The 23,840-nt window shown below is 64.0% G+C and carries 24 protein-coding genes; 19 read left to right on the forward strand and 5 right to left on the reverse strand.

What is annotated here, in order from left to right; translation table 11 throughout:
• Positions 1–490: 490 nt before the first annotated feature.
• From nrdH to nrdF, 5 genes are read left to right on the forward strand one after another with little or no spacing between them, the layout of a single operon-like run.
• Positions 491–736, forward strand: coding sequence for a glutaredoxin-like protein NrdH (gene nrdH / locus ACZYZ3_RS06055; protein ID WP_024368364.1), 246 nt, complete (start codon positions 491–493; stop codon positions 734–736).
• Positions 737–779: 43 nt separating this feature from the next.
• Complete coding sequence (gene nrdI, locus ACZYZ3_RS06060) at positions 780–1,301, forward strand: class Ib ribonucleoside-diphosphate reductase assembly flavoprotein NrdI (RefSeq protein WP_463962920.1); 522 nt, start codon at positions 780–782, stop codon at positions 1,299–1,301.
• Positions 1,302–1,339: 38 nt separating this feature from the next.
• Complete coding sequence (gene nrdE / locus ACZYZ3_RS06065; protein ID WP_463962999.1) at positions 1,340–3,460, forward strand: class 1b ribonucleoside-diphosphate reductase subunit alpha; 2,121 nt, start codon at positions 1,340–1,342, stop codon at positions 3,458–3,460.
• 36 nt (positions 3,461–3,496) lie between these two features.
• Positions 3,497–4,291 carry an NUMOD3 domain-containing DNA-binding protein gene (locus ACZYZ3_RS06070; RefSeq protein WP_463962921.1) on the forward strand — a complete coding sequence of 265 codons (795 nt, stop codon included), beginning with the start codon at positions 3,497–3,499 and terminating at the stop codon, positions 4,289–4,291.
• A complete protein-coding gene (nrdF, locus tag ACZYZ3_RS06075; protein ID WP_282360250.1) occupies positions 4,288–5,262 on the forward strand; it encodes a class 1b ribonucleoside-diphosphate reductase subunit beta in 975 nt (324 codons plus the stop codon). The genes ACZYZ3_RS06070 and nrdF overlap by 4 nt, the downstream gene beginning before the upstream one ends.
• A 352-nt stretch (positions 5,263–5,614) precedes the next feature.
• Here nrdF and ACZYZ3_RS06080 read toward each other — a convergent pair whose 3' ends face one another.
• Together ACZYZ3_RS06080 and ACZYZ3_RS06085 are read right to left on the reverse strand one after the other, a co-directional pair.
• Complete coding sequence (locus ACZYZ3_RS06080; protein ID WP_463962922.1) at positions 5,615–6,640, reverse strand: DUF808 domain-containing protein; 1,026 nt, start codon at positions 6,638–6,640, stop codon at positions 5,615–5,617.
• Between the two features lie 243 nt (positions 6,641–6,883).
• Complete coding sequence (locus tag ACZYZ3_RS06085; protein WP_463962923.1) at positions 6,884–7,747, reverse strand: PhzF family phenazine biosynthesis protein; 864 nt, start codon at positions 7,745–7,747, stop codon at positions 6,884–6,886.
• Positions 7,748–8,579: 832 nt separating this feature from the next.
• On the opposite strand from ACZYZ3_RS06085, the gene ACZYZ3_RS06090 reads away from it, so the two are divergent.
• The 6 genes from ACZYZ3_RS06090 (at position 8,580) to fmdA (ending at position 12,872) form a co-directional block, all read left to right on the forward strand.
• Positions 8,580–9,494: a molybdopterin-binding domain-containing protein gene (locus ACZYZ3_RS06090; RefSeq protein WP_463962924.1), complete on the forward strand. Its 915-nt coding sequence runs from the start codon at positions 8,580–8,582 to the stop codon at positions 9,492–9,494.
• Entirely contained in the window at positions 9,494–10,042 is a 549-nt protein-coding gene (locus ACZYZ3_RS06095) for a CrcB family protein (protein WP_463962925.1), read from the forward strand. Before ACZYZ3_RS06090 ends, ACZYZ3_RS06095 begins: the two co-directional genes overlap by 1 nt.
• A complete protein-coding gene (crcB, locus tag ACZYZ3_RS06100; RefSeq protein WP_463962926.1) occupies positions 10,039–10,407 on the forward strand; it encodes a fluoride efflux transporter CrcB in 369 nt (122 codons plus the stop codon). The genes ACZYZ3_RS06095 and crcB overlap by 4 nt, the downstream gene beginning before the upstream one ends.
• 214 nt (positions 10,408–10,621) lie before the next feature.
• The gene (locus tag ACZYZ3_RS06105; RefSeq protein ID WP_463962927.1) at positions 10,622–11,260 is read left to right on the forward strand and encodes an AmiS/UreI family transporter; all 639 of its coding nucleotides are present in this window, start codon (positions 10,622–10,624) and stop codon (positions 11,258–11,260) included.
• A 33-nt stretch (positions 11,261–11,293) separates the two neighbouring features.
• Entirely contained in the window at positions 11,294–11,581 is a 288-nt protein-coding gene (locus tag ACZYZ3_RS06110) for an FmdB family zinc ribbon protein (RefSeq protein WP_463962928.1), read from the forward strand.
• A gap of 34 nt (positions 11,582–11,615) precedes the next feature.
• Positions 11,616–12,872 carry a formamidase gene (gene fmdA, locus ACZYZ3_RS06115; RefSeq protein WP_463962929.1) on the forward strand — a complete coding sequence of 419 codons (1,257 nt, stop codon included), beginning with the start codon at positions 11,616–11,618 and terminating at the stop codon, positions 12,870–12,872.
• A gap of 323 nt (positions 12,873–13,195) precedes the next feature.
• Here fmdA and ACZYZ3_RS06120 read toward each other — a convergent pair whose 3' ends face one another.
• Positions 13,196–13,690, reverse strand: a complete 495-nt coding sequence (locus tag ACZYZ3_RS06120; protein ID WP_463962930.1) for an SRPBCC family protein — start codon at positions 13,688–13,690, stop codon at positions 13,196–13,198.
• Between the two features lie 252 nt (positions 13,691–13,942).
• On the opposite strand from ACZYZ3_RS06120, the gene ACZYZ3_RS06125 reads away from it, so the two are divergent.
• Positions 13,943–14,158, forward strand: a complete 216-nt coding sequence (locus ACZYZ3_RS06125) for a hypothetical protein (RefSeq protein ID WP_463962931.1) — start codon at positions 13,943–13,945, stop codon at positions 14,156–14,158.
• A 73-nt stretch (positions 14,159–14,231) separates the two neighbouring features.
• On the opposite strand, the gene ACZYZ3_RS06130 is transcribed toward ACZYZ3_RS06125, so the two are convergent.
• Positions 14,232–16,643, reverse strand: a complete 2,412-nt coding sequence (locus tag ACZYZ3_RS06130; protein ID WP_463962932.1) for an alpha/beta fold hydrolase — start codon at positions 16,641–16,643, stop codon at positions 14,232–14,234.
• A 67-nt stretch (positions 16,644–16,710) separates the two neighbouring features.
• Between ACZYZ3_RS06130 and ACZYZ3_RS06135 the strand changes: the two genes are divergently transcribed.
• On the forward strand, positions 16,711–17,343 hold the full coding sequence (locus ACZYZ3_RS06135; protein ID WP_463962933.1) for a TetR/AcrR family transcriptional regulator: 633 nt from the start codon (positions 16,711–16,713) through the stop codon (positions 17,341–17,343).
• Positions 17,344–17,369: 26 nt separating this feature from the next.
• Complete coding sequence (locus ACZYZ3_RS06140) at positions 17,370–18,227, forward strand: 3-hydroxyacyl-CoA dehydrogenase (RefSeq protein ID WP_463962934.1); 858 nt, start codon at positions 17,370–17,372, stop codon at positions 18,225–18,227.
• Between the two features lie 19 nt (positions 18,228–18,246).
• Here the strand turns inward: ACZYZ3_RS06140 and ACZYZ3_RS06145 are convergent, their stop codons facing one another.
• Positions 18,247–19,095: an SDR family NAD(P)-dependent oxidoreductase gene (locus tag ACZYZ3_RS06145; RefSeq protein ID WP_463962935.1), complete on the reverse strand. Its 849-nt coding sequence runs from the start codon at positions 19,093–19,095 to the stop codon at positions 18,247–18,249.
• 179 nt (positions 19,096–19,274) lie between these two features.
• On the opposite strand from ACZYZ3_RS06145, the gene ACZYZ3_RS06150 reads away from it, so the two are divergent.
• The 5 genes from ACZYZ3_RS06150 (at position 19,275) to ACZYZ3_RS06170 (ending at position 23,818) form a co-directional block, all read left to right on the forward strand.
• Positions 19,275–19,997, forward strand: coding sequence for a dienelactone hydrolase family protein (locus ACZYZ3_RS06150; protein ID WP_463962936.1), 723 nt, complete (start codon positions 19,275–19,277; stop codon positions 19,995–19,997).
• Positions 19,994–20,674, forward strand: coding sequence for a hypothetical protein (locus ACZYZ3_RS06155; protein WP_463962937.1), 681 nt, complete (start codon positions 19,994–19,996; stop codon positions 20,672–20,674). The genes ACZYZ3_RS06150 and ACZYZ3_RS06155 overlap by 4 nt, the downstream gene beginning before the upstream one ends.
• Before the next feature lie 26 nt (positions 20,675–20,700).
• Complete coding sequence (locus tag ACZYZ3_RS06160) at positions 20,701–20,907, forward strand: PI-PLC domain-containing protein (RefSeq protein ID WP_463962938.1); 207 nt, start codon at positions 20,701–20,703, stop codon at positions 20,905–20,907.
• 778 nt (positions 20,908–21,685) lie between these two features.
• The gene (locus tag ACZYZ3_RS06165) at positions 21,686–21,859 is read left to right on the forward strand and encodes a hypothetical protein (RefSeq protein ID WP_463962939.1); all 174 of its coding nucleotides are present in this window, start codon (positions 21,686–21,688) and stop codon (positions 21,857–21,859) included.
• 432 nt (positions 21,860–22,291) lie between these two features.
• The gene (locus ACZYZ3_RS06170) at positions 22,292–23,818 is read left to right on the forward strand and encodes a CYTH and CHAD domain-containing protein (RefSeq protein WP_463962940.1); all 1,527 of its coding nucleotides are present in this window, start codon (positions 22,292–22,294) and stop codon (positions 23,816–23,818) included.
• Positions 23,819–23,840: the final 22 nt, after the last annotated feature.

The raw sequence follows: 23,840 nt of genomic DNA on the forward strand, positions 1-23,840 counted from the left end.
TAGGCGCCTCACGCTCCGGAAGGCGGGCACCCCTGGGTGCCCGCCTTCCGCGTGTTACCGGACACCACATCTAGTGGTTTGCCGCACACCGGACCGCTGTAGGTCCGGGACGCGACACGCCGTCTTCCGGACGACACGCAGGGGAGTTAATTGTGCAAAGGTACTCCACAGCCTGTGGATTTCGTCCGGCAAAACGCCGGAAATACGGACATTTTGAGGCGCCCTGCCTGTGGACTGTCGGTGCATAAAATGACATACTTGTAATACATCATCTTGGGGTCCACATCGGGCTCTTGCACTACATGTAGTATCGACATACAGTTCCAGCGGAGCAGCAGTGCTCGTTAGGCAAGGCCAGTATCGGATCAGGATTCCTGTCCCGGAGAGGCCCGCCCGGACCACTGGCACCCGAGACTCAGCTCAACAGCCGCAGCTCCAGGGCAGTACACATTTCGCAGTACCAAAGACTTCAACAAAGGGGACAGGGACCATGACCGTAACGGTTTACACGAAGCCGGCCTGTGTTCAGTGCAACGCGACATACCGCGCGCTGGATAAGAAGGGCATCACCTACCAGAGCGTCGACATCTCGCAGGATGCGGATGCCCTCGAGCGCCTGAAGGCCCTCGGCTACATGCAGGCCCCGGTTGTCGTCACCGACCAGGACCACTGGTCCGGTTTCCGCCCCGACAAGATCGAAGAACTGGCGCAGGCCTACGCCGTCGCCGTAGCCTGAACCGCTTCGAGCAAAAACCACGTCAGATGAGGTGAGCGAGTCCATGGCACTGGCACCAGCCGCCACGACGCCGACAGCCGGCGCCGGGGCGGTGACGGCAGACGCCCGGACCTCAGACGCTCCGAACTCAAACGCTCCCCGGACCACCGGCAGCAACCTCATTTACTTCTCCTCCTCCTCGGAGAACACCGCACGCTTCATTCGGAAGCTCGGCGTCGACGCGGCCCGGATCCCGCTCCATGGGCGGGAACCCGCGCTCGTGGCCACCGAACCCTACGTGCTGGTGCTTCCCACCTACGGCGGCACCGGGGGAGAAGGATCCGTTCCGAAGCAGGTCATCCGCTTCCTGAACGATCCGCGCAACCGGCAACAGCTCCGGGGCGTGATCGGGGCGGGGAACACGAACTTTGGGGACAACTACTGCATGGCGGGCGACATCATCGCCGCCAAATGCCAGGTCCCGCACCTATATCGATTCGAACTCATGGGGACGCCGGAAGACGTCAGCCGTGTACAACAAGGATTGGAAGAATTTTGGACACGACTGTCGCAAGAACAGAAGTAGCCGTCGAGAAGCACACCGTCCCCGGTGAGAAGCCGGTCATGCCGGCGGCCTTCCAGGGCCTGGGCTACCACGAGCTCAACGCCATGCTGAACCTCTACGGCCCGAACGGGGAGATCCAGTTCGAGGCTGACCGCGAGGCCGCGCACCAGTACTTCCTGCAGCACGTGAACAACAACACCGTGTTCTTCCACGACCTCGAGGAAAAGCTCGACTACCTCGTCAAGAACGAGTACTACGAGCGCGAGACCCTCGACCAGTACACGATGAACTTCATCCGCGATCTCTACAACCGCGCGTACAAGAAGAAGTTCCGCTTCGAGACGTTCCTGGGCGCTTTCAAGTTCTACACCTCCTACACGCTGAAAACCTTCGACGGAAAGCGTTTCCTGGAGCGCTACGAGGACCGCGTCTGCATGGTGGCCCTGCACCTGGCCCGCGGCGACGAGCAGCTCGCGCTGCAGATGGTCGATGAGATCATCGAGGGCCGCTTCCAGCCGGCCACCCCGACCTTCCTCAACGCCGGCAAGCGCCAGCGCGGCGAGCTGGTCTCCTGCTTCCTGCTCCGCATCGAAGACAACATGGAGTCGATCGGCCGTTCCATCAACTCCGCCCTGCAGCTCTCCAAGCGCGGCGGCGGCGTGGCCTTCGCACTGACCAACATCCGCGAGGTCGGCGCGCCGATCAAGCAGATCGAGAACCAGTCCTCCGGCGTCATCCCCGTGATGAAGCTCCTCGAGGACAGCTTCTCCTACGCCAACCAGCTCGGTGCCCGCCAGGGTGCCGGCGCGGTGTACCTGCACGCCCACCACCCGGACATCTACCGCTTCCTGGACACCAAGCGCGAGAACGCCGACGAGAAGATCCGCATCAAGACCCTCTCGCTCGGCGTCGTGATCCCGGACATCACCTTCGAGCTGGCCAAGAAGGACGAGGACATGTACCTGTTCTCGCCGTACGACGTCGAACGCGTCTACGGGATGCCGTTCTCCGACGTCTCGGTCACCGAGAAGTACTACGAGATGGTGGACGATTCCCGGATCAAGAAGACCAAGATCAAGGCGCGCGAGTTCTTCCAGACCCTCGCCGAGATCCAGTTCGAATCCGGCTACCCGTACATCATGTTCGAGGACACCGTGAACCGGGAAAACCCGATCGACGGCAAGATCATCATGTCCAACCTGTGCTCGGAGATCCTCCAGGTCTCCCAGCCCACCACGTACCACGATGACCTGTCCTACGACCAGACCGGCAAGGACATCTCCTGCAACCTGGGTTCGCTGAACATCGCCAAGGCCATGGACTCTCCGGACTTCGGCCTGACCATCGAGACGGCCATCCGCTCGCTCTCGGCTGTTTCGGACATGTCCAACATCACCTCGGTGCCCTCGATCGCCCGCGGCAACGACCAGAGCCATGCCATCGGCCTTGGCCAGATGAACCTGCACGGCTACCTGGCCCGCGAGCGGGTGCACTACGGCTCCGAAGAAGGCATTGACTTCACCAACATCTACTTCTATTCGGTGGTGTTCCACGCGGTCCGCGCCTCCAACAAGCTGGCCATCCAGACCGGCCAGACCTTCGGCGGCTTCGAGAAGTCCAAGTACGCCTCGGGTGAGTTCTTCGACAAGTACACGGACCGGGAATGGGTCCCGCAGACCGCCAAGGTCGCGGAGCTGTTCCAGAACATCCACATCCCCACGCAGGATGACTGGCGCGAGCTGAAGGCGTCCGTCATGGAGCACGGCATCTACAACCAGAACCTGCAGGCCGTTCCGCCGACGGGCTCGATCTCCTACATCAACAACTCCACCTCCTCGATCCACCCGGTGGCGTCCAAGATCGAGATCCGCAAGGAAGGCAAGCTGGGCCGCGTGTACTACCCGGCGCCGTACCTGACGAACGACAACCTGGAGTACTACCAGGACGCGTACGAGATCGGCTACGAGAAGGTCATCGACACCTACGCCGCCGCCACCCAGCACGTGGACCAGGGCCTGTCCCTGACGCTGTTCTTCAAGGACACCGCCACCACGCGCGACATCAACAAGGCCCAGATCTACGCCTGGAAAAAGGGCATCAAGACCATCTACTACATCCGCCTCCGCCAGCTCGCGCTGGAAGGGACTGAGGTGGAAAATTGTGTCTCGTGTATGTTGTAATCAACTGAAATAGGTTGATTTTCATTAGGGGATGAAATGATGGAAACGACGACGGCGGTGGGCGGCTTGGTCTACGGCATCCGGCTTCGGCGGGAGTTCGAGTACAGGTACATCGGTATCACCACCAAGACGGCCAGTCGTCGTTTCCATCAACACCTCCGAGTCGCCGCAGAGGGGCGCAAAACGCCCTTCTACGATTGGCTTCGGAAGCACGACCCGTCGGACGTCATCGCAGATGAGTTGGACTGGATTGAGGGGTTGCCCGAACTGGGGCAGGCCGAAGTCGAGTGGATCAGCTACCTGCGACGCGAGGGGGACCGGCTGCTGAATCTTGCGGATGGCGGTCTGGGGCCGACCGGCGTTGTATGGACGGAAGAGCAGCGTGAAGCCGCGCGCATCAGGAGCACGGGTCGCAAGGGGCTAAGCCGGCCAGGAGCGGAGAACCCCTTCTACGGGGCGAAACACAGCTTGGAGCAGCGGCAGAAGTGGGCGGAGGAACGCAAGGGAACGTATTCCGGCGCGGACAACCCGAACTTCGAAAAGTTTGGACCCGAGCATCCGGGGTTCGGCCACTCGATGACAGAGGCTGCCCGCAAGGCGCTGTCAGAGGCGAGAACGGGGGAGGGCAACCCGAACTTCGGGAAGAAGGCAAGTGCGGAAACCCGTGCGAAAATGTCAGCAGTACGGAAGGGCCGTCCGATGCCTTCCAGCCAGCGCAGCGCCCACACCAGACATCACACCAACAAAGGCATCGAGAAAGCCGACTGCAGCTTCTGCGTCGAGGACTCAGCCAAACCCAGTCTCTCTTCAGAAAGCGAGTCGGAGTCATGACAGCAAAAGTAAAGCTTCTCACCCATGTTGACGCGATCAACTGGAACCGCATCCAGGACGAGAAGGACGTTGACGTCTGGAACCGCCTGGTAAACAACTTCTGGCTGCCGGAGAAGATCCCGCTGTCCAACGACGTCCAGTCGTGGGCGACGCTGACCCCGGACGAGCAGCAGCTCACAATGCGCGTGTTCACCGGCCTGACACTGCTGGACACCATCCAGGGCACCGTCGGCGCCGTCTCGCTAATTCCGGACGCGATCACCCCGCATGAAGAGGCCGTCTACACGAACATCGCCTTCATGGAGTCCGTGCACGCCAAGAGCTACTCCTCCATCTTCTCCACGCTGGCCTCCACCAAGGAGATCGACGAGGCATTCCGCTGGTCCACCGAGAATGCAAACCTTCAGAAGAAGGCCCAGATCGTCATGGACTACTACCAGGGCGACGATCCCCTGAAGCGCAAGGTGGCCTCGACGCTGCTGGAGAGCTTCCTGTTCTACTCGGGCTTCTACCTTCCGATGTACTGGTCCTCACGGGCCAAGCTGACGAACACGGCTGACCTGATCCGCCTGATCATCCGCGATGAGGCCGTGCATGGCTACTACATCGGCTATAAGTTCCAGAAGGGCCTGGAAGGCCTGTCCGAGGAGCGCAAGCAGGAGATCAAGGACTACACCTTCGAACTGCTCTTCGAGCTGTACGAGAACGAGGTCCAGTACACGCACGACCTCTACGACTCCGTCGGCCTGGCCGAGGATGTCAAGAAGTTCCTGCACTACAACGCCAACAAGGCGCTGATGAACCTCGGCTACGAGGCCATGTTCCCGGCCTCCGTCACCGATGTGAACCCGGCCATCCTCTCGGCCCTGTCGCCGAACGCTGATGAGAACCACGACTTCTTCTCGGGGTCAGGGTCTTCTTATGTCATTGGTAAGGCTGTCAATACTGAGGATGACGACTGGGACTTCTGACCTGCAGGCGAAAGTGCCCTGCACCCTTCGGGGTGCAGGGCTTTTTGCTGGGGGGCATCAATTTGATGTTCTCCACCCCGATGACTGCCGAGAAATTCTCCGCCCAGCTGTCCTAGCGTGGCAGAAGAACGAGGGCCGCACTGTCAGGCATTACGCCGTGGTGCGGCCCTTGTTTTGAACCCCAAGAACTGAACCACTGATTCATGGTGCCAACCTCCAAGAAGTCACCGTCAGCCAGCGTCTGAGAGGGAGAAGTGCAAGGCGTGCGATAGGAGAATCGCAACGGCTGGGGCAAGGGCGCTTGGCGGCTAGGCTGGGCCGGGACGGGGATGGGGCGTCTGAAAGTTAAAGCTTAGGAGGCGGGATCGGAGCTACGTTTCGTCGGCTGAGAGCCGGCGACATCGGCGCGGACGTCGCCCGCTTCGTGCCCGCCCTTCTTTTTGCCGAACGGCAGCACTTTCAGCAGCGGGCCCACGACAGCCATGACGATGAGGCCCCAGGCGAGGCCGAGGACGGCCGAGCACAGGGTGTTCACGAGCCAGGCCAGGAAGCCGCCCGCCACCGGGATCCCCGCGAAAGGGGCCTCGAGGACATGGACGAAGTCATAGGGCGCGTGCCAGCCGAGGTCGTATGCTCCCTGCAGCATGATGTGGCCACCGACCCAAAGCATGGCGATTGTCCCGACGAGGGTGATTGCGGCGAGCACTGAGGGCATCCCCTTGACGAGCAATTCGCCGAATCGCTGGGAGCCCGCGGAGTCCTTGGCGGCCAGGTGCAGGCCGATGTCGTCCATCTTGACAATGAGTGCGACGGCTCCGTAGACGAGCACCGTGATCAGGACCGCGACGACGAACAGAATGAGCGCCCGGGCCAACAAGGACTCGTCGGCCACCTCGTTCATCGAGATGACCATAATCTCGCAGGACAGGATGAAGTCGGTGGTGATGGCGCCCTTGGTGACCTTAGCCTCCGCCTCCGGACCCCGTTCGACCGCCGGCTTCTCTTCGTCGGCCTCGTGGTGGCCGCGGAACTTGTGCCAGACCTTTTCGGCACCCTCGTAGCAGAGGTAGGTGCCGCCCGCCATGAGGATGAATGGGATAACCCCCGGGATGAAGGCGCTGATGAGCAGCAGCGCCGGCAGGATGATGAAAAGCTTGTTCCGGAGCGAGCCCCAGAAGATCCGCCTGATCATAGGCAGTTCGCGGGACGGGTCCGCCCCCGAGACGTACTGCGGGGTAACGGCGGCGTCGTCGATCACCACACCGGCGGCCTTGGCTCCCGCCTTCGCCGCCCCGGCAGCGACGTCGTCCACCGAGGCGGCCGCTATGCGGACCAGGGCTGCGACGTCATCCAGCAGCGCGACGAGACCGCCGCTCACAGAACGCTCCCGCACTGCTCGAGGGGGGACTGCAGGGCATGGAAGCCTCGGTCGAGGCGCGTGATCGGCATGCTCAGATTATACGGTGGCGGGCAGCCCGTTGACGTGAACCGGCGTGCGTTCCCGCGGGACGCACGCCACCCGCACCGACCAGTTGGGGCACCGTGGCCGCTGAGTCGACCGCCTCCACAACGCCGTCAACCCCGCGACACCCACCCCGTTCGATCACAAGCATCTGTGCCCCTAGGGGACGGGGATCCGGACGGCCGTGCCGCTGACCACTATTCCGCCGGCAGCGGGAATGTCCACGGTGAGTAGGCCCGGCCGGCCGACGTGCCGTCCCTGGTGGATCAGGACCCTCGACGGGGGCTCGACCAGTCCCAGGATGCGCAGGTAGGCGCCGACCGCGGCCGCGGCGGCCCCTGTTGCAGGGTCCTCCGTGATGGCGCCCACCGGGAACAGATTCCGGGCTTCGAATTCGCCCTCTGCAGTCCGGTGCAGGACGGTCACCGTTGCGGCCCAGCCTTGTTCGTCCATAAGGCGGCGCACTGCATCCGGATCGAAGCCAAAGGAATCGAAAAGGGTACGGTCGGCGAAGACCAGCACCGGATGCCAGTTTCCCGAATACGCGATCCGCGGCGGATAGGCCGGATTGAGATCGCCCGGCCCGACGCCGAGCAATCCGAGCAGTTCAGCCAGGACGGCGTCGTCGAATTCGGCCAGCCGCGGCTCAACGGCAGTAAACGATGCGGTGATGTCGGTGCCTTCGCCTGCTGTCTCGATGACGACCGGGCCGACAGGGGTGTCGAAGGTGAAGGATCCCGCCCCGTCGCGAGCGCTCAACGCCACGGCCAGGGCAATCGTCGCATGGCCACAGAACGGCACCTCGGCGATCGGCGAAAAGTACCGAACCCGGCTCCGTCGCGGGTCGCCGTCGACGCCCTGCTCGGTCACAAAGGCCGTTTCGGCATACCCGACTGCGGCTGCCACCGCCAGCATCCCGGCTTCATCCAGGTGGCGGGCATCCAGGACCAGCCCGGCAGGATTGCCGCCGTCCGGCGTCGTGGAAAAGGCCGCATAACGGAGGACCTCGGGGGAGTTTTCCATGGCTCGATCCTCCCACGCCCGGTCACCGCATCAGCGGCGCAATCGGCAGGAATCATGCCACGGCTGTTGTCGCACTGATAGAACCAAGGCGTGCTGTAGTAACAGCATCGAGTGGCTGATGCTGAGCACGCCCCGAAAGCGGAGCGTCAGCGGTGATCACCGATTTGCAGATCGTTCAGTCTCTTCCGAGATCATTTGCGGTGGTCGGGTGATTCATTTACAGGCGCTAGACCGACGGCCAAAATGAGTCAGAATCGCGGCCTCCAGTACCAGGAGAGTCAGTGCCGAGCCACACAAAGGCCATGAGCCTGAACCCGGAGGCCTACCTCGTCTTGGAGTCCCACAGATGCGGCCGAAAGAGACGCGCCGCGACTGCGCGGCTTCGGTTTCAGCGCCCGAGGGATCGCCGACGTCACCGTGGCTGCGGTCGCCCGAAACTTCTTCAGCCGGGCATTGCTGGCCATGGACGTTGACCTAGACGTCCCCGAAGGCATTAGCGGAGCTGCAGGACGCGCTGCTCACACCGCTGTACCGGGTTCAAGGGCCGCGACGGGCAGCGGCTCCAGCTGCTCCGCTAGCGATTGAGTCTTGGGATGCCGCCTCCTCACAGAGGTCTGCCGCTGTGATGCAGGGTGAAGGTCCCGGCATGTTGTGGGCGGCGAGGGGGACATTTCCTTGGGCTGTGGCGTTCCACGCCGCAGCTTGAACCAATTCTTTGTTTACCGCCCGTTGGCAGATGTGGCTGCAGTTCCCTCAGAGCCACACAGTTTCTAAGATGGCAGGACAAGCAGTCTAGGCGAATGTCAATTGTGGCCGGGCGGATGTGACCAGCATGGCGGAAGAGGCACCGAGGCAGGGCCAGCATTCAATGCAGGACGGCGGCGCCACCGACTACCGCCCGGTCAGCTGGGATGAAGCCTTTGGTGCTATTGAGGAGCAGCTGCGCGGCCTGCACGGCCCGGATGGGGCGATCTTCTACACTTCAGGCCGGACCTCCAGCGAGGCCGCGTTTGGCTGCCAGTTGTTGGTCCCGGGCCTCGGCACCAACAGCCTGACGGACTGTTTCAAGATGTGCCAGGAGTCCGGCGGTAACGACCTGACAGCAGCCCTCGGCGTCGGCAAGGGCTTGGTCAGTCTGGAGGACCGTCGCCATCAAGAACTGATTCTGATCGCCGGACGGGCCCCGGGCGGTGATCAACCACGTATGCTCACCGCACGGGAGAAGGCTAAGCAGGACGGCGCCATTACTGTGGTGATCAACCCGTCTCCGGAAGCCGGCTGGCTGGAATGCTGTAATCCGCGGACTGTGCGCGGACCTGCGGGCAGGGCGAACCATCTGGCCGACGACTACTTGCCCATCCGCATCGGCGGGGACCGAGCGCTTTTCCAGGCACGAGGCATGCTGCCGATGGGCCTGCCCGGTGGGACGGGGGTGGATACGGTCCCAGCCCCGCGACGACGTGGAACGAAGCGCAGAGAACTTCCGCACGGTGGCCTTGACGCCGGTGGGATGTGCCGCCGCCCGCTGCCCGAAAACAAACCTTCTGGCGCCGCTGGATTTCGTGGCAGATGTGAGCGGGACGCCCACGGCAAAGTCCGTGCCAGTGCGCCTCGAAACCGTCCGCTGGGCATGCAGTGCCGGCCTGGATTCCGGCCGGAAGGAGATCACTTTCGGGGCAACCGCTTCAGTCCTTGGGCCGGTTCCGTGATTCCGCAGCACTGGTTCCAGGCGGAGCGGATTCCCTGATGAGTGCCGGCGGGGCAGGTCCCGTGGATGGGTTCGGCGCGCAGGCCGCCGTTCCCTTACCAAGGAAGCCAGAGCGATACGGCCTGAGAGCTTCCTATATCGCGCTGGTCATGTTTGGCGGAGGAGCCGGCGTTCTGTCGCGTCATGGGCTTGAGGAGGCGGTTCCGGCCCCGTCCGGATGGCCGCTCGCCACGCTGCTCATCAATTTGTCAGGGGCCTTGGCCCTCGGAGCACTGCTGGAGGCGCTCCACCGCCGCGGACCAGACGTTGGCATACGACGTAGCCTTCGGCTTCTGCTCGGCACAGGTTTCCTTGGCGGTTTCACGACCTACAGTGCTCTGGCGCTCGAATCGGTGCTGCTTGTGGCGCTGGAAGACAACTCGAGTGCAGCGCTGTACTTGGCTCTGAGCCTTTTCGGCGGCGCACTCGCCAGCTGGGCCGGGATCTGGTGCGGCGCGTCGTTCGACAGGAGGACTCTCGCGCGCCGCGCTGCTTCGGAAACGAAGACTCCCCGAAATCGGGACCTTCTCAAGGAGGAGAATCCATGACCATACTTCTGCTGACTCTGGCCGGCGCTGCCGGGGCCGGGACGCGATTCATTCTTGACAGTGTCGTGAGGCCCAAAGTGCCGACTCCATTGCCCCTGTCAACGATGGCTATCAACGTGGGCGGCTCTTTCCTGCTGGGTGTGCTCGCCGGCGCGGTGTTGACCGCCCGGGTTCCGGCGGAATGGCAGACCATTCTCGGCACGGGTTTCCTGGGCGGATACACCACGTTCAGCACTGCCAGCGTAGAAACCATCCGACTGATTCAGTCCCGGCGCAGCGGTCTGGCCGTCGTCTATAGCCTGGGAACACTGATCCTGTCTTTAGCGGCCGCCGCCACCGGCTTAGGCCTGGGCAGGCTCCTGTAACCCGGGATTCTCTGCCGGTGCCGGTCGCGTAGCTTCTCCCCGCGCTCCCTGCCCCGGTGTAGGCCTAAAGTCCCTATACCGGGGCGCAGGCGACGGCCATCCTTTAGGCGTATACCGATCTCAGGGGCAGGCGGGCAAATGCGTCCCTGTCGCCCGCCACAACTGCGGGGAATTCCAGTACTGCACTTTTTATTCATATGTCGATGGAGCTGACATGGGCAGCGTGGGTTTGCTTTACGTAGGAGCAGTTCTATTCATCAACGGACTGATGCTCGTCGGTGTCATCCCGGGCAAGTCGGCCGCTATCCTTAATTTCTTAGTGGGAACCATGCAAGTGGTCTTCCCCACAATCATCATTATTCAAGCCAATGGCAACCCGTCGGTAATCTTTGGCGCCGCCGGGCTGTATCTTTTTGGCTTCACCTATTTGTATGTCGGCGTGCTTCAGATGACAGGCATCAGCGGCGAAGGCCTTGGATGGTTTTCGCTCTTCGTTGCCGCTTGCGCAGTTGTCGTCGGGTACCTGCAATTCAGCTTGGTAGCCGATCCGGTCTTTGGCGTCATCTGGTGGGTGTGGGCTGTACTCTGGTTCCTTTTCTTCCTTCTTCTGGGGCTGAACAAATCATCCCTGACCAAGATGACGGGCTGGTTCACAGTGTTCATCAGTCATCTGACTGGCACCATCCCGGCGTTCTTCCTGCTGCTCGACCGCTACGAGACCAACAACACACTCGCGGTATTGGTCGCGGCAGTGGCCGCCGTCTCGCTGGCGGCTGCATTCCTCCTGGGACGGAAGTCGATGCGAAGCAGCGCTCAACGCGGTCCAGCCGCGAACGCGGTCCAGGCCGCTTGACACAGTTGCCCCGGGGCAGAGAGGAACCATTCCATGGCCATCTATGAGTACCGATGCCCCGACGACTCGCCCTTCGAAGCATCCCACCGGATCGGGGAGGCTCCGGATTCACTGGCATGCCCATCCTGCGGCAAACCAGCCCGCAGGATGATCAGTGCACCGCATCTATCCAAGGCGGGTTCCCCGGCGTTCCGGCTCATTGACTCTACTCAGCGCAGTGCATCCGAACCTGAGATTGTGAACTCGCAGATTCCAGGCACCCCCCGTCGTGTCCAGTCATATTCATCCAACCCGTTACATCGGAAATTGCCGCGACCCTAACAGCCCGGAAGCGGCACCCTTCAAAGGAGATGAAATGCCAGCAAAGATATTTTCCCTGGACTCCAGCAAGAAGTTCGAGGATCAGGAAAAGATCGGCCATAACCGATGGCACCCTGACATTCCGCCAGTCGCAACGGTCAAACCAGGAGAATCATTCCGGGTCGACTGCCGCGAATGGTTCGACGGGGCGATCGTGAACGATGACTCCGCGGAAGATATCCTTAACGCCCCGCTGCTGACGGTGCACAAACTCAGCGGACCCTTCGCTGTCGAAGGCGCCAAACCCGGTGACCTGCTGGTCGTTGACATCCTGGACGTCGGCCCGATCCCGCAGGAGGATTCCGGACCCCTGGCCGGACAGGGCTGGGGCTACACCGGCATCTTCGCCACCAGCAACGGAGGCGGATTTCTCACTGAACAATTTCCAGACGCATACAAAGCCATTTGGGACTTCACCGGCCAAATCGCAACTTCCCGGCACGTACCGGGTGTTTCGTTTACCGGGCTGATCCACCCCGGGCTGATGGGAACGGCCCCCTCAGCCCAGCTGCTGGCAAAGTGGAACAAGCGCGAAGGCGATCTTATAGCCACCAACCCCAACCGCGTGCCACCCCTGGCACTTCCGCCCGAGGCCGCACATGCGGTCCTCGGACACCTTGCGCCGTCGGAATTCGACAGGGTGGCGGCAGAAGCGGCCAGGACCGCGCCTCCACGTGAAAACGGTGGAAACCAGGACATCAAGAACATGTCCAAGGGCACACGCATCTTCTACCCCGTGTTCGTGGACGGAGCCAATCTGTCCATGGGTGACCTGCACTTCTCGCAAGGAGATGGAGAGATCACTTTCTGCGGCGCCATCGAGATGGGCGGGTTCTTGGATCTCAGGGTGGACCTGATCAAGGGCGGCATGGAAACTTACGGAGTGAGCGAAAATGCCATCTTCATGCCCGGCCACGTCGACCCGCAGTTCAGTCAGTGGCTGGCGTTCTCCGGCACCTCGGTGACCCTGGACGGTGAACAGCGCTACCTTGACTCGCACCTCTCCTATCAGCGGGCATGTCTTCACGCCATCGACTACCTAAGCAAATTCGGTTACAGCCCGGAGCAGGCATACGTTATCCTCGGTGCCGTCCCCATTGAGGGGCGCCTCTCCGGCGTTGTGGACATCCCCAATTCCTGTTCCACGGTCTACATTCCGACAGCGGTCTTCGACTTTGATGTACGACCATCCGCTGCCGGCCCCTACCAAGTCGACCCGGGGATGGGAGTGCCAAAGGCAAGCAACCGATAGCCTCTTTATCAACCGAATTTCGAGGGGCGCCCGGCAAGTGCAGTTCTCGCCGGGCGCCCTCATGCATGGAACCGGGTGTCCCGTTCATTCACCGGAATTGCCCTTGAGAGTGGCTCGACCGGCGGCTGTCCGCGGCGACTGGCCTGCCGTCTACCGGCAGCTAAGCCAGGCCCGGGCATTGTCGGAACTGGAGACGGGGGATCTGAGTCTTCTGGGCAGGGCCGCGTGATGGCTCAGCAGCCCCGGCCGGCGAGGCCGCCGTCGTCGTAACCGGTGAACCGGCCGATGGCGCGGCGGCCAGGGGGACCGGCCGGGGCTGGCCGTCAGTTGTCAGTGCGGGATGCGGAACCGGGCCGGAGATAGTCCCGCAGCAATGGGAACTCCGTGCGCACGTGGGCATCCAGGTCCGCAGTGAACCGGGGCGTGAAGTACAGCCGCAGCAGCGGGTCAAGCGCGCGGCCGATTCCCGGCCACCCGGCGGTGATCGTGTGGCGCACCGACACCCCGCCGCGTACCGGGGTGAGCTCCAGCGACAGACGCGCCGGGAGAGGCACGAGCTTGCGGAACCGCCACACCAGCCTGCGGCCCGGCTCGACCGCCTCCACGGCTCCGCGCAGACGGAGCCGGCGCCGGCCAATAAACTCGTCCATCACCACCACGTCACCCACCCCGCCGGTGGGCCGCCCCAGCACGTGGAGCTGGAGGTGGGTGCCCGGCCACCAGCTACGGTACTGCTCGTCGGTGCAGGCCACCATGAAGTCGGTGACGTCACGGCCCGTCAATCCCACGACGTCGACCGTCGATTCGATTACCAGCATCTGTGCCCCCTGGGCTGTCGCCCGGCCGTGGACCTCCGCGCCGGCCTCTGAGTATGATTTTGCTTGGAATAATTTTCCGCCGAGAACTTGAAGTCTATTGCTAGGCCGGCCTCCTTGAATGGGGGGATTATGGCCCTAGTCTTCCTGCTTGGCACGACGCTAGCTTGAGGGGCTGGGGGAGCACCGCTTTCCCTCGCAGCACGCCATGTTCCACCCCGAACCGCACACTGAGAAGGAAGGCGGCATCGCCAGATGCACATTAAGGACCATTGGGACCGACTGGACCCTGCCACGCGTAAGTGGTTCATTGACAACCCCGGCTGCCAGATTCTTCCCCGGACCATCACCGCAGTTGTCTCCAAGGCGGCGGGCGAGGATCTTGCCAGTGGGCAGCACGGCGAGACGGTCATATCCCAGGAGGATCATGAGTTCATCCGGTCGAAGGCGACCGAGGTCTCGAACGCCTGAACAGCCTCGGCGTCGCAGGGTCAGACGAAGGGCGCACCTCCATGTCAGAGATGCGCCTTTCGCCTGTCCCGGATCAGATGCCTGCCGTCTGGCGGCCCGCCATGGCCCGGGAGAGGAACTCTTCCACAACCGCGGCGAACTCATCAGGCCGCTCGATCTGGGGCATGTGCCCCGTATCCGAAAAGACGTGCGACTCGGCGCGTGGCAACGCCGCGGCCGCTGCCCCGAGATGGCTGAACGGGAGGATGTGGTCGTGGTCGCCCCACACCACGAGCGTTGGAACGTCCGACTGCGCCAGGGCCTCAACGAGGGCCGTGCGCCATTCAGCCCTGATACCGACGATCGTTCCGAGATCGCGGGCGATGTCGAGGACTGTCTGGCGGTGGGCGGCCCGTTGTGACAGGGCGAACGCATGGTTGACGCGGGCATCGGTCACCAGCGCCTTGTTGTAGAAGACAGACTGGACGGTCCGGCGTGAAGCTGCCTCGTCCGGACGCATAAGCAGGGCAGCGAGCGGCCGGACCGTGAGCAGGCGCAGCACCAGTGCAACGTCCTGGCCGAATCCGGCGCTGTTGGCCAGAACCAGGGCGGAGACGCGGTGCGGATGGCCAGCAGCGAACTTCATGGCGACGGCGCCTCCGAGCGAGTTGCCGATGACGGGGAGCGGCTGGTGCACCCCAAGGGCGTCGAGGAAGGCGGGCAGGACGTCAGCGAGCTTCGCCAAGGTCGCCGGTCCGGAGAGCCGGTCGGAGTACGCGAAGCCGGGCAGGTCCACACTGTAAACGGTGCGGCGGGCCGAGAGACGTTCGTGCTGCTCGCTCCAGTCATCGAGGCTCTGGCCGATGCCGTGCAGGAGAAGCACTGGGTCCCCGGCGCCGGTCTTCCGGTAGCGCAGGCGCGTGCCCGCGACGGTGATGTGTCCTGTCCCCGGGAGGTCGAGAGGATCCTGGCGCGGCTCCGGGTTTCGCCGTCCAGGCGCTGTCACCGGCTGCCCGCGCCGGCCGAAACGAACGTGGTCCGTCAGCCTGCCGGCCCTGAGCAGGGCGAAGTCGCGCACATAGTTCTGGTGCAGCCGCCATGGTGAGCCAGTGCCCTGCCGGGGCAGGGTCCCGGCGTCGCGAAGGATGTAGCCCGCCTTCAGGTCAATCAGGGACGTCAGCTCGCCGTTTGCGACGTCGGCGGGAGCCTGGGGCGCGACCCATTGCAGGTTCCGACGGTCGAGGTACTTCAGCACCCTGCAGATGTAGCCTGCGACCAGATCCGCCTTCAGGGTCCACGAGGCGTTCGTGTAGCCGACGGTGAGCGCAAAATTGGGCACGCCGTCGAGCATCATGCCCTTGTAGGTCAAGGTCCTGCCCACGTCCACCGGCTCGCCGTCGACCGTGAGAGTCACACCGCCAAGCACGAGCAGGTTCAGTCCTGTCGCCGTGACGATCACGTCCGCCGGGATGGATCTCCCCGAGACCAGGTCAAGCCCGCTCGGGGTGATCCGCGAGATCCTGTCGGTCGCGATCTCGGCAGTGCCCGCGCTGAGGGCGCGGTAGAGGTCGCCGTTGGGGATCGCGCAGAGCCGCTGGTCCCACGGCTGATACGTCGGGGCCAGGTGCGTGTCGACTGCAAAGCCCTCCGGAAGTTTGGCGATGGCTGCCTTGCGGAGGATTGCCTTCATCGTTTCCGGCCGCCGCCGGCTGAGCTGGTACGTCAGCATCGAAAAGAGGATGTTTTTTGCCCGGACGACGTCGTATGCCAGTTGCGAGGGCAGCTTGCCCCGCAGACGGTCGGCCAAGTGGTCCCGGGACGGCACGGGGGCGATGTAGGTGGGGGAGCGCTGCAGCATGGTGACCTTGGCTGCCGAGCCCGCCATGGCCGGCACGAGTGTCACTGCGGTGGCCCCGCTGCCGATGATTACCACCTGCTTGCCCTTGTAATCGAGATCAGCAGGCCAGTGCTGCGGGTGGACGATAGATCCCGCGAAAGTGTCGGCCCCTTCGATGACAGGGGTAAACCCTTCGTCATAACGGAAATAACCCGAACAGACGGACAAGAACGAGCAGGTAAATGTCACCGCCCGGCCGGCGGGCGACGCCGGATCGGCCCGACGGTATTCGCCCGCGTCCATGAGGACGGCCGTGACGGTCCACAGTGCGGTGTCGCTGGACCACTTGGCCGATTCGACCCGGTGGTGCAGCCGGATCCGCGATCCGAGTTCCTCGTCTGCGACCGTCGCCTCGATGTATTCGCGGATCGAATCGCCGTCGGCTATGGCCTTGGCGCCGGCCCAGGGCCGGAAGGAGTAGCCGAGGGTGTACATGTCGCTGTCGGAGCGGATGCCCGGGTATCGGAAAAGATCCCAGGTGCCTCCCACCGCGCCCCGGGACTCGAGGATCGTGAAGGTCTTCCCGGGTACGTCGCGCTTCAGCCGGCTGGCGAAACCTACGCCGCTCAGCCCGGCGCCGACAATCAACACATCAACGTGTTCGCTCATGAAGCAAAGTTATCGACAGGAGGTTGAGAGAGTCAACACCGCGTCGAGAGCAGGCTAGGATTGGCATATGGCCCAACGAGGACGACGTACCGCACGGGTATCCGGGGATGAACGCCAGGACGCGATTCTCGTCACGGCCGAGGCGCTTCTTGGCCAGCGGGCCTTCGACGACATATCGATCGAGGATCTGGCCCGGGGCGCCGGTATCTCGCGCCCCACCTTCTACTTCTACTTTTCGTCCAAAGACGCGGTGCTGCTGGCTCTTCTGGACCGCGTGATCACCGAGGTGGAACACCGGATCGCCGAATTGCCGCAGGAGTTCGAAAGTGATCCTGCAGGGTCCTGGACACGTGCCATTGGCATGTTCGTCGAGGTGTTCGTGTCCCACCGCGGCGTCTCGGGCGCGGCGATCGCAGCGCGCGCCCGCAACGATGAGGTGCGTGCGCTCTGGTCCAAGTCGATGCAGTCATGGGCCGATTTCTCGACCGGCGTGATCGAGTCCGAGCAAGCTCGGGGGGCCGCGCCGGGGGGAATCGACGCCCACGACCTGGCAGTAAGCCTCAACCTGATGAACGAGCGGGTGATCACGGCGGTCCTCAACCAGGAGAGTCCCGCCGTGGCGGAGTCCCGCGCCCTGGACGTGTTATCAACCATCTGGATCCGCAGTATCTACGGGTCCGTCAACCCCGGCCGCAGGTAACGCCTGCGTCGAAAGGAAGAACTCCAATGCCCCAAATCAAAACGGTGACCGTGCTCGGCACCGGAGTGCTCGGATCGCAAATCGCCTACCAGGCTGCCTTCCACGGATTCGCCGTGACGGCGTATGACATCAACGATGAGGTCCTCACGAAGGCCCAGGCCCGCTTCGCACAGCTCGCCGGCATCTACCAGGCAGAGAAGGTGGCCGGCGCTTCGGAAGGTAAAGCTGAGGCAGCCCTTGAGAACCTCCGCCTCACCGCTGACCTCGCGGACGCCGTCGCCAACGCAGACCTCGTGATCGAGGCCGTGCCCGAACTGATTGAGCTCAAGCGGGACGTCTACCGCAGGCTCGCGGATCTGGCGCCCGCCAGGACCATCTTCGCCACGAACTCGTCGACTCTGCTGCCCAGCGACCTCAAGGATTTCACCGGCCGCCCCGATCGTTTCCTCGCCATCCATTACGCCAACAACATCTGGGCGCAGAACATCGCCGAGGTGATGGGCACGGCCGAGACCGATCCGACGGTGTTCGACGCCGTCGTCGAGTTTGCCCGAAACAGCGGGCTGGAGCCGATCGAGATTAAGAAGGAGAAAGCGGGCTACGTCCTGAACTCGCTTCTGGTGCCGCTCCTGAACGCGGCCGCCGGCCTGCTGCTGCAGGGCATCGCCACCCCGGAAACGATCGACAAAACATGGCGCATTGCCACCGGTGCGCCGACCGGACCGTTCCAGATCTACGACGTCGTTGGCCTGGGAACCGCGTACAACATCTCCTCGTCCTCACCGGACGCCGGATCTCAAGCATTCGCCAAGCACCTGAAGGAGAACTACATCGACAAGGGCAAGCTCGGCGTCGCCTCCGGCGAAGGCTTCTACACCTACTGAACCCGTTCGGTCGATCCATTCAACGCTGGCCGCACCCGTCCACGACCGTCACGTCCAGAGGCATACGGTTGGCCCGACGGAGGCGGCCGGCCAGCACGTTGCGTAACCCACGGGTCACCATGGTCCTCTTGGTCAGGTAACGGAACTCGGCGGCATCGGAGGTCACGAGGTCCAGGAGGGGGCGCACGGCGTCGTCAGGGCTCTGCCCCCAAAGGCCGACGACAATCTGCAGCCCGCCCAGTCGATTCTCGTACCCGGGCTGGGACGTGACGTGCCCCAGCATGTCCGTCGTCACCAGGCCCGGGTTCATGCCATGGACCCGGGCACCGGTGCCCCGGGTCTCCCGCCGCAACGTCTCAGTGAACTGGCGGACCCAGCGCTTGCTCGACGCATACGCGTTTTGCAGCGCCACCGGCCCCTGATCGCCTTGGCCGTAAACGTTGACAAGGTCGCCGTGGCCTTGACCGAGGAACACCGGCAACGCAACCCTTGAGCCGTGGAACGTGCCGAGGATGTTCGTGCGGACCACGCGCGTGAAGTCGTCCACGGGGGTTGACGCCGTAGGTCCGAAGACACCCGAGGTTCCGGCGTTGTTGACCCAGATGTCGAGCGTCCCGCGGCTGAGGGCCTCATCGCGCAGGGCCTCGACGTCGGCCAGCTCGCCCGTATCGCAACGGCGTCCGGACGCCGCGATCCCTTCCGTGTGCAGCCGCTCGACGGCGGCCGCGACGTCGTCGACGGACCTGGACGCCACCACGACCGTCGCGCCCTGCTGCCCCAGCAGCCGGGCCATGGCAAACCCCAGTCCGCGTGTCGAGCCAGTCACGACCGCCACGCGTCCGCGGAGGACGTCTCGGTGGGATCCCATGCCTCTCTCCTACCCGCAACGGACCGGGGGAGCAAGAGTCCCGTCCCCGATTCCAGGTCCTCGGGCGCTGCCCGGGATGGAATGCAGCTGACGGGGCCAACGACTCTTCCCGCGGCTGCTGCCGCACTGCTAGACCGAAAGCCGCTTCATGACGTATTGGACCGTCCCGGGAGGCCGGCATGACAGAGGTGGCTATTGGCACTGAACGCGGACAAATGCCGGCCTACGTTGCGGTACCGGCCGGCGCGGGACCGTGGCCCGGCGTCGTCGTTATCCATGACGCGCTCGGCCTGAGCCGCGACACCCGCGGGCAGGCGGACTGGCTGGCCGGGGAGGGATACCTGGCGGTGGCACCGGACCTGTTCTACTGGGGCAGCAGGGCGGTGTGCCTCTGGTCCCTGATCCGCGGCTGGCGCCCGCTCGGTGACCTGGACCGCACCCGCGCGTGGCTGGCCGGGCGCGACGACTGCACCGGCCGGATCGGGGTCATCGGATTCTGCATGGGCGGCGGCTTTGCCCTCATGCTGGCCCCCGATCATGGCTTCGCCGCGGCCAGCGTGAACTACGGGGGACTCGACGGCGCCACGGCCCGGGCGATGCCCCGCGCCTGCCCGATCGTTGGCAGCTACGGCGCCAAGGACCGCTGGCCAGGGGTCCGCAAGGTGCCTGCCCGGCTGGAGCCGCTGCTCGCCGCCGCCGGGGTGGACCATGACATTAAGGTCTACCCCGGTGCGGGCCATGGCTTCCTCAACCAGCACGGCCCGTCGGATCTGAGCTTCGGGGACACCTTGCTCGCGAAACTGGTGGCGGCAAGCTATCACGAGCCCTCCGCCCAGGACGCGCGCCGGCGCATCCTCGTTTTCTTCCGGCAGCACCTGAGCCCTGAAGGGGAAATACGATGACACACCGCGCACAAAATCGGGCGTCCCAGGCCGGAGCCGTTGCCGCTGCAGCGGGTCTGGTGACCGTTTACCTGGCAATTGTGCGGCCGCGCCTGCTGCGTGCCGGAGCCACCGCAGAGGAAGCGCACGGGGCCTATCCGGGGGACCGGCTCATCCCGGGCGGCACCCGCAGCGCAACCATGGCCGCGACGATTGACGCGCCCCGCCCGCACGTGTGGGCCTGGCTGGTGCAGATGGGGACCGACCGGGCCGGGTGGTACAGCTGGGACCGGCTGGATAACTTCGGGCGCGCCAGCACCTGGACGATTCACCCCGAATGGCAGGACATCGCTGTGGGCGACCATCTGGCGGGCACGCCGGACGGCAGCCAGTGGTGGGAGGTCGCGGCGCTGGATCCGGAGCGGTTCCTGGGCCTGCGCATGTCGCTTGATCTGCGGGGCCGCCCTTTCGATCCGGCGGGACGGCGGCCCCGGTACTTCACTGACTCGCTGTGGGGATTCGAGCTGAAGGACGCGGCAGGCGGGCGCACCCGGCTGGTCGTCAGCGGGTACTGGTCATTCCGGCCGACATGGCTGCAGCCTATTCTGAGTATTTTGCTGCTGGAGCCCTCCCACTGGGTCATGCAGACCCGTCAGTTCTCGAATCTTCGACGCCGGGCCGGGTCACAAAGCGCCTGAGCGGCTGCGGGACCGTGCGCGGTGCCGTGGCCGCGCATGACCGGGAGAACGCGCAGCCCGGGAAGACGCTGGAGAGCCTCTACCTGGATCTGCTGGACGAAGTCGTCCAGCAGGAAGGCCACAGCGTCTATCCGGGCTGGGACGGCAGTCTGCAGCTGCTGATTGATATCAAGAGCGACGGCGAAAGCACCTACGCTGCGATCAAGCGGGAACTGGCAAGCACCCGGCCCTGATGACCCATTACAGCAAGGAGCGACGGCCTCACCGCTCTGGAACAGTTCCTCAAAGCCCAGCCGCGCGATAACACCATCCACGGGACGCTTTACGGCTGCTCCGTACCGGGTACGAGGTCTCACGCCAGACGGTCCGGTCCCTGGATCGGATCGAGGGGCTACCGGGGAGGTAGCCCTGCCCGGTAGCCATTCCGGTGCCGGCGGGCCTTCGCCGATGTCAGGGACGTAGGTGTACGAAAGGAGTTGGTCCGGGTCGCCGAGCACAGCCCGCACGGTGGGGTAGTGAGCAGTTCTCGCGACATCCTTCCCCTGAGTGACGGGATTTTCTCGGAACCGGGGGCCCGTATGGCCGCACGCCCGCCACCCTCGCCAACCGGCTACGACTCGACGGCGGCCACCTCGGGGTGATCGCCGTCAAGCGCCCGGACGATGCAGCAGAAGCTCTGCGCCGGGTGACGGCGCCCCTCGGTCACCCGGAGAGTTTTCCCGGCTTCGTCACCTGGGAGCCCTTGAGGGTTGAGGTGGGCTCGGGTGGGCCGATCGACGTCGGCATCGACGGGGAGGCGCTCCGCATGGCGTCCCCGCTGCGGTTCACCATTCGGCCGGGCGCGCTGCGGACCCGCCTTCCCCGGGCAAAGATCAGGCTCTCACCGCAGGACCGTCCGCTCCCGGTGAAGTTTCGGGGTCTGCGCTGTTTCCCTTCGGACTCGCAGAGCGGTTCTTCTTGATTTCCCCTGATGTTCTCATGGCGTTGAGCTGTCTTGGCTACGCTGGCGGCATGCCATCGTTCAAGCTCGACGGCGCAACGTATGAGTACCTGAGAGCGGACCTTGGGCGCGAGTCCGAGGATGCGCGGCCGAGGCCTGTCGGAAATACCCGGACCATTCAGGCGACCCTGTCCCTGGCAGCCGGCACACAGCCGATGTGCATGCTGCGGCGGCGCGCTGGCTAGATCAAGACGAGTCTCTGAATGGCCTGTTGGGTCAAAAAGAATAGGAGCGAAGATCCATGACGTCCGGGGATTTCGCACGCTTCATGTCCGACTGTATTGCCGCAGATGTCGCGGGTGATCGTGGGCTCACAGAGGACGAGATTTACGGGGTGTACATCAGTTGGTGCGTGCTTCACTGCGTCCGCCCCAGACCTTGCGGGGAATTCTGGGCGGCGATGTCCGGCCTGGGTCTCAACGAACGGCGCCGCATTAACCGGCACTACGTCCGGCCAGGACTTCGGATGACAGGGCCCGCGGCCGTGGATTACGTCCTCGCAAGCCGTCCCGGCCTCGCCCCACCGGACATCGGCGAATGTCCCACCGTCGGCGTTGACAGTCTTTGGGGGACTTTGGGCACGCCCCCGGGAACTCAAGGTTGGCCTACCATGAAGCATGCCCGGGACTGAGAAACTGGAAGTGGAGAGAAAATTCGACGTCGGCGAATCCGATGAGCTGCCGGCCTTCAGATCGATCGCGGGAGTGGAACGCGTTGGGGCGGCAGCGGATCAGAAACTTGATGCTGTGTACTTCGACACGGCGACACTGGCGCTTGCTGCCCGCCGGATCACTATGCGCAGGCGTACCGGGGGTAACGACGCCGGGTGGCACTTGAAACTGCCTGTGACCGCGGGCGAGCGCCGCGAAATCACGGAGCCGTTGAATCAGGACCCGGACTCGGTGCCGCCCCGGTTGAAGGCCCTGGTGCTGGCCCATACCCGGAATCAGGATCTGGTGGCGGTCGCACACCTGAAAACCCGTCGCACGGCGATTCCCCTCATTTCCGCCGACGGAACGGTCCTGGCCGAATTCAGCGACGACCGCGTGGAATCCCGGCTCCTTCTGGAACCGGGCGAAAGTGCCGCCTGGAGGGAATGGGAAATCGAACTCGTCGACGGGCATCGGAAGCTGTTGGACGCCGCCGATACGGTGATCGCGCTGCAGGGCCACCAACCGGCTGAGCTTCCCTCCAAACTGGCCCGCGCCCTTGGCGCCCGGTACCCGGCGGACAGCCCCTCACCACCTCGCCCGCGACGTAAGGGGCCGGCGTCTTCGCTGCTTCTTTCCTACCTGCACGAGCAGGTCGAGGCACTGAAGACGCATGACCCCGGGGTCCGGGAAGGAGCCCCGGACGCCGTACACCAGCTCCGGGTGGCGGCACGCCGGATGCGGTCCGTGCTGGCAAGCTTCCGCAAGCTGACAGACAGGGGGACGGCCCAGCTCCTGCGGGAGGAACTTCAATGGCTCGCCGGGACGGTGGGAACGGCCCGGGACCTTGAAGTCATGCGGATGCACTTGACGGAGCTGATTGGGGCCGAACCCCCGGATCTGGTCATTGGACCGGTAGAAGACCACCTCATGGACAAGCTCGCGGCCGAATACGAGGCGGCCCTCGCCGACGGCCTGGCTGCAATGGAAAGTGACCGGTATTTCCGGCTTCTTGACGCACTTGACGGCTTCCTGGCTGCCCCTCCGCTGTCGGAACCAGCCCATAAGAAGGCGCCGGGGACTGTAGGGCGGCTCGTCAACGCAGAGCGGAAGCGCCTGAACGAAGCGGTGAAGAGCCTCTACAGCGTTTCCAGTGACGAGTCTGCCACCAACCCGGCGCTTCATGAGGTACGCAAGAGCGCCAAGCGTCTCCGGTACGCGGCAGAAGCGGCCGTCCCCATTTTCGGAAAGCGGGCCGTTAGGCTTGCCCGCACCGCGGAAGAAGTCCAGACGATTCTGGGTGACCACCAGGACAGCGTCGTCATCAGGGAAAAACTCCGGTCACTCGCAGCCGTGCCCTCTGAGGGCGGCGGGGGAGCGGGATTCACCTACGGGCGGCTCCACGCGCTGGAGCAACACCGCGGGGCCGAAGCGCGCACCCGGTTCTTGACCGCATGGCAAAAGTCACCGCCGAAGGCCCTTCACGGGAAATAGTCATCGGCTGCTCGTACCGGAT

Source organism: Pseudarthrobacter linnaei, assembly GCF_055412825.1.

Bases quoted from the DNA above. Each gene is read 5' to 3' on its own strand.
- ACZYZ3_RS06070 (WP_463962921.1), top strand. From the start codon at position 3,497: ATGATGGAAACGACGACGGCGGTGGGCGGCTTGGTCTACGGCATCCGG.
- ACZYZ3_RS06130 (WP_463962932.1), bottom strand. From the start codon at position 16,643: ATGAGCGAACACGTTGATGTGTTGATTGTCGGCGCCGGGCTGAGCGGC.
- ACZYZ3_RS06145 (WP_463962935.1), bottom strand. From the start codon at position 19,095: ATGGGATCCCACCGAGACGTCCTCCGCGGACGCGTGGCGGTCGTGACT.
- ACZYZ3_RS06120 (WP_463962930.1), bottom strand. From the start codon at position 13,690: ATGCTGGTAATCGAATCGACGGTCGACGTCGTGGGATTGACGGGCCGT.
- ACZYZ3_RS06090 (WP_463962924.1), top strand. From the start codon at position 8,580: ATGGCGGAAGAGGCACCGAGGCAGGGCCAGCATTCAATGCAGGACGGC.
- crcB (WP_463962926.1), top strand. From the start codon at position 10,039: ATGACCATACTTCTGCTGACTCTGGCCGGCGCTGCCGGGGCCGGGACG.
- ACZYZ3_RS06150 (WP_463962936.1), top strand. From the start codon at position 19,275: ATGACAGAGGTGGCTATTGGCACTGAACGCGGACAAATGCCGGCCTAC.
- ACZYZ3_RS06085 (WP_463962923.1), bottom strand. From the start codon at position 7,747: ATGGAAAACTCCCCCGAGGTCCTCCGTTATGCGGCCTTTTCCACGACG.
- nrdH (WP_024368364.1), top strand. From the start codon at position 491: ATGACCGTAACGGTTTACACGAAGCCGGCCTGTGTTCAGTGCAACGCG.
- nrdI (WP_463962920.1), top strand. From the start codon at position 780: ATGGCACTGGCACCAGCCGCCACGACGCCGACAGCCGGCGCCGGGGCG.
- ACZYZ3_RS06140 (WP_463962934.1), top strand. From the start codon at position 17,370: ATGCCCCAAATCAAAACGGTGACCGTGCTCGGCACCGGAGTGCTCGGA.
- ACZYZ3_RS06110 (WP_463962928.1), top strand. From the start codon at position 11,294: ATGGCCATCTATGAGTACCGATGCCCCGACGACTCGCCCTTCGAAGCA.
- ACZYZ3_RS06125 (WP_463962931.1), top strand. From the start codon at position 13,943: ATGCACATTAAGGACCATTGGGACCGACTGGACCCTGCCACGCGTAAG.
- nrdF (WP_282360250.1), top strand. From the start codon at position 4,288: ATGACAGCAAAAGTAAAGCTTCTCACCCATGTTGACGCGATCAACTGG.
- ACZYZ3_RS06155 (WP_463962937.1), top strand. From the start codon at position 19,994: ATGACACACCGCGCACAAAATCGGGCGTCCCAGGCCGGAGCCGTTGCC.
- ACZYZ3_RS06095 (WP_463962925.1), top strand. From the start codon at position 9,494: ATGAGTGCCGGCGGGGCAGGTCCCGTGGATGGGTTCGGCGCGCAGGCC.
- ACZYZ3_RS06165 (WP_463962939.1), top strand. From the start codon at position 21,686: ATGCCATCGTTCAAGCTCGACGGCGCAACGTATGAGTACCTGAGAGCG.
- nrdE (WP_463962999.1), top strand. From the start codon at position 1,340: ATGCCGGCGGCCTTCCAGGGCCTGGGCTACCACGAGCTCAACGCCATG.
- ACZYZ3_RS06135 (WP_463962933.1), top strand. From the start codon at position 16,711: ATGGCCCAACGAGGACGACGTACCGCACGGGTATCCGGGGATGAACGC.
- fmdA (WP_463962929.1), top strand. From the start codon at position 11,616: ATGCCAGCAAAGATATTTTCCCTGGACTCCAGCAAGAAGTTCGAGGAT.
- ACZYZ3_RS06105 (WP_463962927.1), top strand. From the start codon at position 10,622: ATGGGCAGCGTGGGTTTGCTTTACGTAGGAGCAGTTCTATTCATCAAC.
- ACZYZ3_RS06170 (WP_463962940.1), top strand. From the start codon at position 22,292: ATGCCCGGGACTGAGAAACTGGAAGTGGAGAGAAAATTCGACGTCGGC.